This is a genomic window from Peterkaempfera podocarpi, assembly GCF_042466665.1.
Taxonomy (GTDB): Bacteria; Actinomycetota; Actinomycetes; order Streptomycetales; family Streptomycetaceae; genus Peterkaempfera; species Peterkaempfera podocarpi.
On the sequence record NZ_CP162102.1, the window covers coordinates 7,089,585 to 7,101,342 of the forward strand.

Consider the following 11,758-nt stretch of genomic DNA (forward strand, 5'->3'; position numbering starts at 1 on the left):
GAGGGTCCCCCATGGTGTTCCGCAGCGACTACCCCGACGTCCCCCTGCTCGACCTGCCCATCCATGACGCGGTGCTGGGCGGCGCGGCCGCCCGCGGCGACCTGGCGGCCCTGGTCGACGGGATCACCGGACAGCGTCTGAGCCATGCGCAGCTCGACGCCGCCACCCGTCGCACCGCCGCCGGGCTCGCCGAGGCCGGCGTGGCCCCCGGCGATGTGATCGCCCTGCACAGCCCCAACACCATCGCCTACCCGGTGGCCTTCTACGCCGCCACCCGGGCCGGAGCCACTGTCACCACCGTCAGCTCCCTGGCGACCCCCGGGGAGCTCGCCGCGCAGCTGCGCGACAGCGGCGCCCGCTGGATCATCACGGTCTCCCCCTTCCTCCCCACCGCCCTGGAGGCGGCCGCAGCCGTCGCCGACACCCCCGCCCCGATCCGCTCCATCTTCACCTGCGACCGCGCCGAGGGCCACCCCTCACTGCTCGACCTGGCCGCCTCCACCGCACCCGAACCGACGCCCACCATAGAACCCGCCACCGACATCGCGGTGCTGCCCTACTCCAGCGGCACCACCGGCACCGCCAAGGGCGTGATGCTCACCCATCGCAACATCGCCACCAACCTCGCCCAGCTCGACGCCGTGCACCGGCCCGGCGAGGGCGAGCGGATCATCGCGGTGCTGCCGTTCTTCCACATCTACGGCCTCACCGCGCTGATGAACCATCCGCTGCGCGGCGGCGCCACCGTGGTGGTGCTGCCCCGCTTCGACCTGGAGCAGTTCCTGCAGACCCTCCAGGACCACCGGATCCAGGGCGTCTATGCCGCACCGCCGATGGTGCTGGCGCTCGCCAAGCATCCCGCCGTGGACCGCTACGACCTCTCCTCGCTGGAGTACGTCCTGTCCGCCGCCGCCCCGCTCGACGCCGACCTGGCCGCGCTCTGCGCCCGCCGCCTCGGCATCGACGCGGTACGCCAGGCCTACGGGATGACCGAACTGTCGCCCGCCACCCACCTGGTGCCGCGCAGCGACCCCGCGCCGCCGCCCGGCGCGGTCGGCCGGCTGATCGCCGGCACCGAGATGCGGGTGGTCTCGGTCGACGCCGACGCCGACACCGACGCCGACGGCCCCGGGGCCGCGGGCAAGGATCTGCCCGCGGGGGAGCCCGGAGAGCTGCTGATCCGCGGCCCGCAGGTGATGCGCGGCTACTTCGGGCGCCGCACCGAGACCGACGCGATGATCGACGAGGAGGGCTGGCTGCACACCGGCGACATCGGCTGTGTCGACGACCGCGGCTATCTGCACATCGTCGACCGGGTCAAGGAACTGATCAAGTACAAGGGCTACCAGGTGGCCCCCGCCGAGCTGGAGGCGGTGCTGCTCGCCCACCCCGGCATCGCGGACGCCGCCGTGATCGGTGTGACCGGAGCGGACGGCGGAGAGGTACCCAAGGCGTTCGTGGTCCCGGCACCGGGGAGTAGCCTCACCCCCCAGCAGGTGATCGACCATGTGGCCGGGCAGGTCGCCCCGTACAAGAAGGTGCGTGCCGTGGAGTTCCTGGACGCCGTCCCCAAGTCGGCGGCCGGCAAGATCCTCCGCCGCCGGCTGCGGGACCTCGAGCGCTCCCGCCCCGCACCGGCCGGGACCCCCGCGACCCCGGACCCCGCCACCCAGACGCCCATGCACGCCGGCAACGGAGCCGGCCCGGAAGAAGGCCCCACGCGATGACCGACCCCACCGCCGCCCCCCTCGTCCGCTTCGCGGTCGAGGGGGCGGTCGCCACCCTCACCCTGGACTCCCCGCACAACCGCAACGCCCTCTCCACCCGGCTGATGGCCGAGCTGGAGCAGGGCCTCGCCGAGGCCGCCAAGGACCCGGCGGTGCGTGCCGTGGTCCTCTCACCACACACCGGCAAGGTCTTCTGCGCCGGGGCCGACCTCTCCGAGGCCACCACCGGGGACCCCACGGCTGGCCCCCGCCGGCTGGTGCAGATCCTGCGGGCCGTGGTGGAGTGTCCCAAACCCGTGGTCGCCCGCGCCGACGGGCATGTCCGGGCAGGCGGCCTGGGGCTGCTCGGGGCGTGCGACATCGCGGTGGCCGGCCCCGCCGCCACCTTCGCCTTCACCGAGGTCCGCCTGGGCCTCGCCCCGGCGGTGATCTCGCTGCCGCTGCGGCCCAGGCTCGACCCGCGCGCGGCCTCCCGCTACTACCTCACCGGCGAGACCTTCGACGCCGCCGAGGCCATGCGGATCGGCCTGGTCACCGTCGCCGCCGAAGACACCGGCGCGGCCCTGGAGCCGATCCTGGAGGCGCTGCGCCTGGCCTCCCCGCAAGGCCTGGCCGAGTCCAAGCGGCTGGTCGCCGCCGATGTGCTGCGCTCCTTCGACCAGGACGGCGAGGACCGGGTCGCCCAGTCGGCGCTGCTCTTCGGCAGCGCCGAGGCCCGCGAGGGCATGACCGCCTTCCTGGAACGCCGACCGCCCTCCTGGGCCCGCTGACCGGCCCCCGCAGTACGACAAGGAGCATCCCCACCCCATGACGATCCAGGCGGCCTCCCGCATGCCGCAGCAGGACCGCAGCCGCGCCACCCGCCGCCGGCTGCTGGAGGCCGCCGTGGACTGCCTGGCCGCCTACGGGTGGGCGGGCAGCACCGTGTCCGTGGTCGCGGAGCGCGCCGGGGTCTCCCGCGGCGCGGCCCAGCACCACTTCCCCACCAGGGAGGACCTGTTCACCGCCGCCGTGGAGCATGTCGCCGACCAGCTGCTCGCGGACGTACGCGAGCAGCTGTCGCCCGAGGCCCAGGGCGACACCCCCCGCACCGAGACCGTGGTGGAGGTCATCGTGCGGATGTACACGGGGGAGCTGTTCCGCGCCGCCCTCCATCTGTGGGTGGCCGCCGCCCGCGAGGAGCCGCTGCGGGCGCGGATCATCGCCCTGGAGAACCGGGTCGGCCGGGAGGCGCACCGCGCCGCCGTGGAATTCCTCGGCGTCGACGAACGCGCCCCCGGCGTGCGGGAGACCGTGCAGGCCACCCTGGACATGGCCCGCGGCCTCGGCCTGGCCAATCTGCTCACCGACGACGGGGCCCGGCGGGCCGGGGTGGTCCGCCAGTGGGCCCGCATCCTGGACGGCGTCCTGGGCTGACCGTCCGCCGCTCAGCCTCAGCGGATCTGCGCGGTCCCGCCCCACAGCTCCAGCAGCGACCGGTCCCCGGTGACCTCGATCCCGTGCTCGGGACCGGTGGGCAGCCGGTTCCACAGCGCCGGATAGAGGTCTCCGGCACGGCCGCTGACGGTGCAGTCGGCCGGACCGGCCTCCCGGCGGACCACCACCGGCCCGTCGCTGATCGACACCGTCAGGTCGCTCCTGCCGCCGGGCGCGTCGGTGATCCGTACCAGCAGCGCCCGCGGCCGGTCGGAGCGCAGCCGGGAGACGGGGCGCACCAGGAACCCGCGGAGCAGCTCGTCGATGCCGTCCGCGGCGAAGGCATCCGCCACGGTGCTGAGCGCGGACCCTGCCGCGGCCTCGGCGTCCATCCGGTGCACCGCGGTCTCATGGGCCTGCCGCCGCGCCCAGAAGGCCAGCGGCGACGGCGCGGGCAGGAAGGACCAGCACGCCAGGTCGGCGGGTGCCTCCTCCAGGGTCGCGACCAGCCGCTCATGACCCTCCCGGAACCAGTCCAGCAGGGCCTCGTCGCCGGGCTTCGGCCCCCAGGCCGCCTCGCTCCCGGCCTCGTCCAGCGGCTCGGTGCGGCCCTGGGCGACATGCGCGGCGGCCCAGCGGTGCACAGAGCCGGTGTGGTGCACCAGGTCCCGCAACCGCCAGTCGGGGCAGGTGGGCACGGGCACGTCCCAGGGGGTCCCGGCGGCCGCCCGGGCGAGCAACCGCCCTTCCTGGCGCAGGGCTTCGATGTGGTGGGCGATCTCCATACGGGGAGTGTGCCGGTGCGCGGCCACCGGTGTGCACCCGGGGGTGTGACGTTGCTCCCCTGGCTGATCACAGCCCTTCGGCGGCGGCTACGGTGTGGCCATGCCCTCTCCGCGCTCGCTGCTCTCCGCCGTCCGGGACCGCCGCCGCCGTGCCGTCGGCAGGCTCGTGCACCGCGGATGGCGCTGGGTGCAGGAGCACGGAGCGGTCTCCGCCGACCGGCCCGGGCCGTACCGCTTCGGCAGCCTCGGCGACGGCACCAGGCTGGCCTTTCCCCTGGGCACGGTCTTCAACGAGGGCTGGATCCATCTGGGGCCGTTCTGCATCGTGGGCGAGCAGGTGACCCTGTCGGCGGGCTTCCTGCCCGGCCTGGATCTCGGGCCCGAGCCGATCGTTCGGATCGGCGGCGGCTGTGTGATCGGCCGGGAGAGCCATATCGTCGGCCACCAGTCGATCGTGATCGGCGACGACGTCTGGACCGGACCCCGGGTCTACATCACCGACCAGGGCCATGAGTACCGCGACCCGCAGCTGCCGATCGGCAAGCAGTGGCCGCGCAACGAGCCGGTGGAGATCGGCTCGGGCAGCTGGATCGGCACCGGCGCGGTGATCCTGCCGGGGTCCCGCATCGGGCGCAATGTGGTGGTCGCCGCGGGGGCCGTGGTGCGCGGGGAGGTCCCCGACCACAGTGTGGTCGCCGGGGCGCCCGCCAAGGTCGTCCGCCGCTGGACCCCGGAGGACGGCTGGGAGCCGCCGATCCGCACACCGGCCCCCCGCCCGGTGCCGGACGGCGTCACCGCCGAGCAGCTGCGAGCCCTGGTGGGCTGGGATCTGCATCTGCCCGAGGAGCCGCCGACGGGAACCGCGGACCCCACCGCCGCGCCCTGACCTCCCGGCCCCGGCCCCGGCCCCGGCCGGAGGACGGGACGTCCGCGGCGGATTCCCCGTGCCGCCCGGCCCCGGGAGCGCCGTGGCCCCCGCCCCTCCTCGGCCCCGGGGGCGCCGCTGCCCGGAGCACCGGCTGGGGGTCCGTCAGCCGCGGCGGCGGTCCGTGCCGACCGCGATGGCCCCGGAGACCGCGGCCAATGCCGCCACGGTGGTGAGCGCCGTGGGCAGGCCGAGGCCGTCGGCGAGGAAGCCGATCACCGGAGGGCCGATCAGCATGCCCGCATAGCCGAGCGTGGAGGCCGTCGCCACGCCCTGCGGCCCGGCCAGGATGCCGGCCCTGGCGATGGCCAGCGGGAACATATTGGCCAGCCCCAGGCCCACCAGCACGAATCCGGCCAGCACCACCGGTACTGCCGGGGCCAGCGCGGCCATCAGCATGCCGCCGCAGGCGAGCATTCCGCCGCCGGCCATCACCCTGGTCTGGCCGAGCCGCATCGACATCCAGGTGCCGCCCAGCCGACCCGCCGTCATGGCGAAGGCGAAGGCTCCGTAGCCGGCCGCGGCCAGACCCGTGGTGGTGTGCAGGTCGTCGGTGAGGTGCAGGGCGGCCCAGTCGCCGAGTGCGCCCTCGCCGTAGGAGCTGCACAGCGCGGTGAGCCCCAGCAGCACCACCAGCACGGTGATCTGGCGGCTGTGCGGCCGGGCGGCGGTGGGCGACTCCGCCTGCGGGTGGGGGCGGACCGCTGCCGGGGCGCGCAGCAGGACGACGCCGGCGACGACCGTGACGACGGCGCCCAGCGCCGCGGTGAGGCCCAGATGCCAGGCGGTGGTCAGCCGGGCGGCCAGCAGTCCGCCGATCCCGGCTCCGCAGAGCCCGCCCAGGCTGTAGGCGGCGTGGAAGGTCGGCATGACGGGGCGTCGCAGTGCGGTGACCACATCGACGGCGGCGCTGTTCATGGCCACGTTCAGGGCGCCGTACCCCGCGCCGAAGAAGAGCAGCGCGGCGCTCAGCGCGGCCATCGAGTGGGCGTACGCGGGCAGCGCCACCCCCACGCTGAGCATCAGTCCGGTGCCGACGGTGACGGGGTGGTTGCCGTAGCGCACGCAGAGCCGGCCCACCACGGCCATGGTGCCCACGGCACCCGCGGAGATGCAGAGCAGCGCCAGGCCGAGGGCGCCCGGGGAGGCGTGCACCTGGGCCTTGACGGCCGGGACGCGCACCACCCAGCCGGCGAAGAGGAAGCCGTCGGTGGCGAAGAACGCGGTGAGCGCCAGCCGCAGCGGGGACCAGGCGGGTGTCCTCGGTGCCGAGGGGAGGGGCGGCGCGTCGGCGGTGGCGGGAAGGGATCGGGCGCGGCGGCGGAAGGTGCGCCGCGCGGGGTCGGGTTCCGGGCGGGGTATTTTGTTGAGTAGCGGCACAAATGCAGAATAGGGGTGTGCCGCACATGCCGACAAGCCGCGCGCCGCAGATCCCCGGCCGAAACCGGGCTGCGGCCCGGCCCGCCCTGGACCGGGGGCGCACTCTGCTGGGACCCGCACTGGCGCTGATCCACTCCGGCCGGGCCCCCACCCGGTCCGCGCTCACCTCGGAGCTGGCGGTCACCCGGGCCACCGCCGGGGCGATCGCCGCCGAACTGGAGGCGCTGGGACTGGTCGCGGTGGACTCCCGCCCGGCCGGCAGCGGCCGCGGCCGCCCCTCGCACCGCCTCGCCGTCGCCCCCGGCGGCCCGGTGGTGCTGGCCGCGCAGATCCACGCGGACGGTTTCAGCGTCGCCCTGGCCGGTCTCGGCGGCACGCTCGGCGAACCGGTCGACCATCCGCTGCCCAGCCCCGCCGACCCCGAAGGGCTGCTGCGCGCGGTGGCCGAGGCCGGCGCACGCCTGGTGGCCGCCTCCCCCCGCCGCTGCCTGGGCGCCGCCCTGGCCGTACCGACGCCCGTCACCACCTCCGACGGCCGGGCGTTCGCCGCCATGTATCTGGACTGGCCGAGCGGCACCCCGGTACGGGACCTCTTCGCCGCCGCCGTCGCCAGGGCCTTCCCCTCCGCGGGTTTCCCGCTGCCCACCGCCGTCGCCAACGACGCCAACCTGGCCGCCCTCGCGGAGCACCGGCACGGGGCCGGCTGCGGCGCCCGCCATCTGCTCTATGTCACCTCCGGCCACCGGGGCGTCGGCGGTGCGCTGGTGGTCGACGGCCGGCTGCACACCGGCAGCGACGGGCTGGCCCTGGAGGTGGGGCAGCTCACCGTCGACCCCCGGGGCCGCCCCTGCCCCTGCGGACGTCGCGGCTGCCTGGACGTCGAGGCGGACCCGCCCGCCCTGCTGGCCGCCGCCGGGATCACCCCGGCCCCCGGCGAGCCGCTGCTGGAGCGCGCCCGGGCCGTCACCCGGGCCGCCGCCCACGACCCGGCGGCCCGGGCAGCCGTGGACCGGGTGGCGGAGCGCCTCGGTGCGGGGCTGGCCGGGATGGTCAACATCCTCAACCCCGACCGGATCGTGCTCGGCGGCATCCATCTGGACCTGCTCACCGCAGCACCGCAGCTGCTGCCCGCCGTGGTCGCGGAGCGCAGCCTGTGGGGCCGCAGCGCCGGAGTCCCCGTCCTGCCCGCCGCCCTGGCGCGACCCGATCTCACCGGGGCCGCCGAACTGGCCTGGCAGCCCTTCCTCGACGACCCCCAGAGCGCGGTGGCCGGCTGACCTCCCGCGCGGCGGGCTCAGTCGAAGAGCAACTGCCAGGTCCGGGGACCGGGATAGCCGTCGGCCTCGTCGCCGTGCCAGCCCTGGGCCCGCTGGAAGTCCTGGATGTTCCGCCGGTCGGCCTCCGTCCAGACCGGTGTGGGGCCGATCCGGTAGTGGTCCGCAAAACCGCGGGCCACCAACTGCTGCCCCATGGCGAGCACCGGGTCGCTGGCCGTGCCCGGGGTGAAGTCGTCGACTCCGGGGAAGTCCTCGACGCTGTCGTCGGCCGGGATGTCCCGCCCGGCGCCGGTGACCAGCAGCCGCCAGGTGTGGGGACCGGGCAGCCCGTCGGCCTCCGCGCCCTCCCAGCCCTGGGCCTGCTGGAACGCTCGGGTGGCCGAGGCGTCGGCGTCGCCCCACTCCGGGCCGGGGCCGTCGGTGTAGAAGCGGCTGCCGCCGCGCGCCATCAGCATGGTGCCCAGCCTGGTCACCCAGGAGTTGACGGTGCCGGGCCCGAAGGCGTCGACCCCGGGGAAGGAGCTGCCGTCGGCGTCGCCGGACACCAGATGCCGGTAGCGGTAGGCCCGGTACTGAGAGCGGTGGGTGAAGTAGCCGTAGGGGATGGTCCGGCGCAGGGTGTGCGGCGGGGACTGCTCGTAGCCCACATAGGCGGTGTGGGAGCGGTTCGCCCAGTGGTCGAAGAGCACCACATGGGAGCCGCGTGCCGGGGCGGCCGGGTTGTGGAAGAGCAGGATGTCGCCCTCGGCCAGGTCGTCCTTGGAGATGGGCACCGCGAAGTCGGCGAGGTTGCCCGTCCAGGCGTTGTCGGCCAGACCCCAGGCCATGGAGACAAAGCCGGAGCAGTCGGTGCGGTAGCCGTCGTGGAAGCGGGACCGGCTGTAGGGGATGCGGGAGTCGACCCACCGTGCGGCGCGGGCGACGATCTCGGCGCGGGTCAGGTCCAGCGCGATGGCGGTGTGCCGGGCCTTGGCGTGGCGGCCGGTCCAGGCCACCGCTGTCGAGTGGCCGGGCAGTGCGGTGGCCCCGGGCAGTGCGGCGGGTGCGGCAGCGGGTGCCGCACTCACCGCCGCGCCCTGGGCGGCCTGGGCGCTGCCCGCGGCCGCCAGCGCGCTCCCGGCGGCGGCGACGGCGACCACCGTCCGCTGCGGGGTGCGGGCCGGTCCGCGGCCCGGCCGGACCAGGCGCAGCCGGCGTACGGTCCTGGCCAGCTCCACCGCACTGCATGACGGGCACTCGCAGCCGACGGCTGACGGAACGTCATGGAACGTGAGCGTGGTCGACATGATGCCTCCCCTTGTCCGGGAGGCTCACTCTAGTCAGAATCGGACGAAGTAGTACTAATTGCTGGAGTGTGTCGCCACGCCGCCCAGCAGGCCGAGTTCCGCGTCCAGCTTCTCCAGTGCGAGGCGCCGCAGTCCGTCGTGCTCCTCCCCGTACCCGCGGGTGGCGCCCTCGGTGGCCAGGATCAGGTCCAGATAGATCCGGTAGAGGGTGAGCCGCCGGCGGCCGGCCGCGTCCAGCCGCAGCGGCGCACCGGCCGCCTCGGCATAGCCCTCAAGCAGGCCGGGGGAGTCCTCCGGTTCGGCGAAGATGGCCAGGGAGACCAGCTCGGCGAGCGGATCGCCGTAGAGGGCGCGCTCACCGTCGATCGCGCCCTCCAACTGCCAGGAGCCGTCCGGCTGTTCCAGGACGAAGGCATTGCCGTCCCAGAGGTCGAAGTGGATCAGGGCCGGGCGCTCCACCTCGTCCAGCACATCGGCGTGACGGTGGATCAGGGCCCCGATGCGGTCGGGAGCGGCGGGCAGTTCGGTGTTCAGCTCGGTGGCATCGGCGAGGACGTCGTCGATGATGGCCAGGAACGAGGTTCGCCAGCTCTGCGAGCGGGTGCGGCCGTCACGCCGGATGTAGCCGAAGGCCGGGCCGGTGACGCGGTGCAGCCGGGCGGCCGCGGCGCCCACCTGGTGCCGCACTCCGGCCAGTGCCTCGGGCGCCATCGCGCCGGCCACCTTGTCCAGCGGGGTGCCGCGGAGCCGCTCCAGCAGCAGGAACCCCTCGTCGAGGTCGGTGTGCAGCAGAGCCGGCTGCGGCATGCCACTGCCGGCGGCCTGCCGGTAGAAGTGGTCCTCCGCGTACAGCAGGTCGCCCTCGTAGCGCATCAGCTTCATCCCCGCGGGGGGAGCCACCTTGACGACGGCTTCGCGGCCGTCGGTCAGGGTGACCGCATAGACGGTGTTGAACCAGCCGTCGGTGCACTCGGTGTACTCGACCAGCCCCGCATCCGGACCCAGGGCGCTGTGCAGCCATGCCTGGAGCTGCGTTCTCGGCGGTCTGCGCTTGGTGAGGCTCTCCATGGGTCCTGCTCCCTCCCGGCGTCCGTCACTGCGGATGCGAGGCGGACGTCAGGAGGGTATCGAACTCCGCGTGAGAGCGCTCCCACAAGTTCGGCCTTTCCGGTTCCGGCCGGCCGGTCCCTAGGACGGCGAAGCGGCGGTGGCGGGGCGGACACCGAACCGCCGCCACCGCCCGTCCCGCCCGGAGGCCGGGCGCTGCGGGCGGTTGCTGCGTTCGGGGTGGGCGGTGCCCATGCTCGCCAGCCGGTCCGCCTCGTGGCCGGGGATGCGGGGCGGCGCTCCGGCTCCGGTGTCGGTGTCGGTGGGCGACAGCTGGGCAACGGCTGCCAGGAACAGGCTGAGCTCCCTCATGGCATTCCCTCTCTCTGAGTCATCCTTCGACTCAAAGGCTGCCAGCCGGTTGTGACATGCGTTTTGCAGGGCGGTGACCCTCTGATGGACATTCTTCTATGTCGATTGCCGTCGTATGAACGGGAGCCGCCCATCGCTCCCCACGATGGGCGGCTCCCGTGCGGCAGGGGCCGGACCGGCCCGCGCGGCTAGCGCTCCTCGCGGAAGAGCGTGTGCCGGCGCGCGAGGGCGTCGTACTTGCGCAGTTCCAGCCGGCCGGGATCGTTGCGGCGGCTCTTGCGGGTCACATAGGTGTAGCCGGTGCCTTCGGTGGAGCGGAGTCTGACGACCGGGCGGATCTCATTGCGGGCCACGGGGGCCTCCCTTCGGTGAAGTCCGCCCCGTTCAGCAACATGGGTGTCGTTTTCATTCCGGCGCCGGGGTGATCCCCCGGTGATGTGCGGGTCGGCGCCAAGAAGCCCCGGTGCGATCAGGCGGCCGGGGCCGCCGTCGCGCCGGGGTCATCCGTGCAGGGTGTCCGTCGGGTCGTCTCCGTCGGGTCGTTGCCGTCGGGTGGTTGCCGTCGGGCCGTGGCCGTCGGGTCGCCGTCGATCCGTGCGCCCCCGGGGTGTCGCCGTCGAACGCGATCCGCAGGGCGTCGCGCTGCTGCCGACACCCTGCGTGCGTCCGGCCGTGGCCGGTTTCCCCGCCCCCTCAGCGCCGCGGCACGGCCACCGGCCGGGCCCGCGCCGGGCGTACCGGCACCCGGTGCTCGTCGTCGTCCAGCAGGCCGCCGCCGGGCAGTACCAGCGGGGCGGTGCGCAGCGGTGCGGACGGCCGCAGCGGGTCCACGGTGAGCCGCGGACGGGTGAGGGTGCGGCGTACCTGCGGAGCCTGCAGCGGCTCGGGCCGGACCGGGTCGGCGCTGAGCGCGAACCAGACCACCTTCCCGGCCAGGCAGCCGTCCGGCTCCACCTGGGCGCCCCACTCCTTGCTGAGCGCCGCGACGATGGCCAGTCCTCTGCCGCTGACCTCCCACACCTCGGCCTCGCGGGCGACCGGCAGGGTCGGATCGGCGTCATGGACGGAGACCGTCAGGCAGTCGGGGGCGGCCCGCAGCCGCAGGACGCACTCCTCTCCGCCCGCGGCGTGCTGGTGGACGTTGGCCAGCAGCTCGGTCACCCCGAGCAGCGCCGAATCCACCAGCGACGTGAACTTCCAGTACCGCAGGTGCGCCGCGGTTATCCGGCGCACCGCTTCAAAGCGGCTCGGGACTGCGGCGAGCCGCAGTTCGTAATGCCTGACCCGATCCTCCATGACGCGACGACTCCCTCCATCGGTGGGGCCGACTGCGCGATTCGAGACTCTCGAACGCGCAGAGTGTCTGGGTCGCGACGGAACGCGATGTGGTCCAGACTCACCCCGGCGGCCCGGTTCCGCAACTTGCGCACACGCGGGCGCGATGCTGCATCCGGGAGCGCACGGCGCGAACCGGCCGGTGGGGGCCGGTGCACAGGGGCGCATCCCGCCGTTCGGCGGACCCGGGGTGGCATAAGGGGCGCAT

The 11,758-nt window shown here is 74.5% G+C and carries 12 protein-coding genes; 5 read left to right on the forward strand and 7 right to left on the reverse strand.

The genetic code is table 11. The features are described from left to right. Nucleotides 1–11 precede the first annotated feature (11 nt). Genes AB0761_RS31175 through AB0761_RS31185 form a run of 3 tightly spaced genes read left to right on the forward strand, consistent with a single transcriptional unit; the run spans nucleotide 12 to nucleotide 3,143 of the window. A complete protein-coding gene (locus AB0761_RS31175; protein ID WP_377272512.1) occupies nucleotides 12–1,727 on the forward strand; it encodes an AMP-binding protein in 1,716 nt (571 codons plus the stop codon). Beyond that, a complete protein-coding gene (locus AB0761_RS31180; protein WP_377272513.1) occupies nucleotides 1,724–2,497 on the forward strand; it encodes an enoyl-CoA hydratase family protein in 774 nt (257 codons plus the stop codon). Before AB0761_RS31175 ends, AB0761_RS31180 begins: the two co-directional genes overlap by 4 nt. A 37-nt stretch (nucleotides 2,498–2,534) precedes the next feature. After that, nucleotides 2,535–3,143, forward strand: a complete 609-nt coding sequence (locus AB0761_RS31185) for a TetR/AcrR family transcriptional regulator (RefSeq protein ID WP_377272514.1) — start codon at nucleotides 2,535–2,537, stop codon at nucleotides 3,141–3,143. A gap of 17 nt (nucleotides 3,144–3,160) precedes the next feature. Here the strand turns inward: AB0761_RS31185 and AB0761_RS31190 are convergent, their stop codons facing one another. Further along, nucleotides 3,161–3,928: a maleylpyruvate isomerase family mycothiol-dependent enzyme gene (locus tag AB0761_RS31190; protein WP_377272515.1), complete on the reverse strand. Its 768-nt coding sequence runs from the start codon at nucleotides 3,926–3,928 to the stop codon at nucleotides 3,161–3,163. A gap of 100 nt (nucleotides 3,929–4,028) precedes the next feature. Here AB0761_RS31190 and AB0761_RS31195 point away from each other — a divergent pair, with 100 nt between their 5' ends. After that, entirely contained in the window at nucleotides 4,029–4,814 is a 786-nt protein-coding gene (locus AB0761_RS31195; protein ID WP_377272516.1) for a DapH/DapD/GlmU-related protein, read from the forward strand. A 144-nt stretch (nucleotides 4,815–4,958) separates the two neighbouring features. Here the strand turns inward: AB0761_RS31195 and AB0761_RS31200 are convergent, their stop codons facing one another. Beyond that, the gene (locus AB0761_RS31200; RefSeq protein ID WP_377272517.1) at nucleotides 4,959–6,233 is read right to left on the reverse strand and encodes an MFS transporter; all 1,275 of its coding nucleotides are present in this window, start codon (nucleotides 6,231–6,233) and stop codon (nucleotides 4,959–4,961) included. 26 nt (nucleotides 6,234–6,259) lie between these two features. On the opposite strand from AB0761_RS31200, the gene AB0761_RS31205 reads away from it, so the two are divergent. Continuing rightward, nucleotides 6,260–7,510, forward strand: a complete 1,251-nt coding sequence (locus tag AB0761_RS31205; RefSeq protein ID WP_377272518.1) for an ROK family protein — start codon at nucleotides 6,260–6,262, stop codon at nucleotides 7,508–7,510. Between the two features lie 17 nt (nucleotides 7,511–7,527). Here the strand turns inward: AB0761_RS31205 and AB0761_RS31210 are convergent, their stop codons facing one another. From AB0761_RS31210 to AB0761_RS31230, 5 genes are all read right to left on the reverse strand, one after another. Next, nucleotides 7,528–8,796, reverse strand: a complete 1,269-nt coding sequence (locus AB0761_RS31210; RefSeq protein ID WP_377272519.1) for a peptidoglycan-binding protein — start codon at nucleotides 8,794–8,796, stop codon at nucleotides 7,528–7,530. A gap of 54 nt (nucleotides 8,797–8,850) precedes the next feature. Beyond that, nucleotides 8,851–9,864 (reverse strand): phosphotransferase family protein, encoded by a 1,014-nt coding sequence (locus AB0761_RS31215; RefSeq protein ID WP_377272520.1) that lies wholly within the window; start codon nucleotides 9,862–9,864, stop codon nucleotides 8,851–8,853. Nucleotides 9,865–9,984: 120 nt separating this feature from the next. Then, on the reverse strand, nucleotides 9,985–10,215 hold the full coding sequence (locus AB0761_RS31220) for a hypothetical protein (RefSeq protein ID WP_377272522.1): 231 nt from the start codon (nucleotides 10,213–10,215) through the stop codon (nucleotides 9,985–9,987). A gap of 188 nt (nucleotides 10,216–10,403) precedes the next feature. Then, the gene (gene rpmG / locus AB0761_RS31225; RefSeq protein WP_377272523.1) at nucleotides 10,404–10,568 is read right to left on the reverse strand and encodes a 50S ribosomal protein L33; all 165 of its coding nucleotides are present in this window, start codon (nucleotides 10,566–10,568) and stop codon (nucleotides 10,404–10,406) included. A gap of 340 nt (nucleotides 10,569–10,908) precedes the next feature. Further along, nucleotides 10,909–11,511, reverse strand: coding sequence for an ATP-binding protein (locus AB0761_RS31230; protein ID WP_377272524.1), 603 nt, complete (start codon nucleotides 11,509–11,511; stop codon nucleotides 10,909–10,911). Nucleotides 11,512–11,758 lie beyond the last annotated feature (247 nt).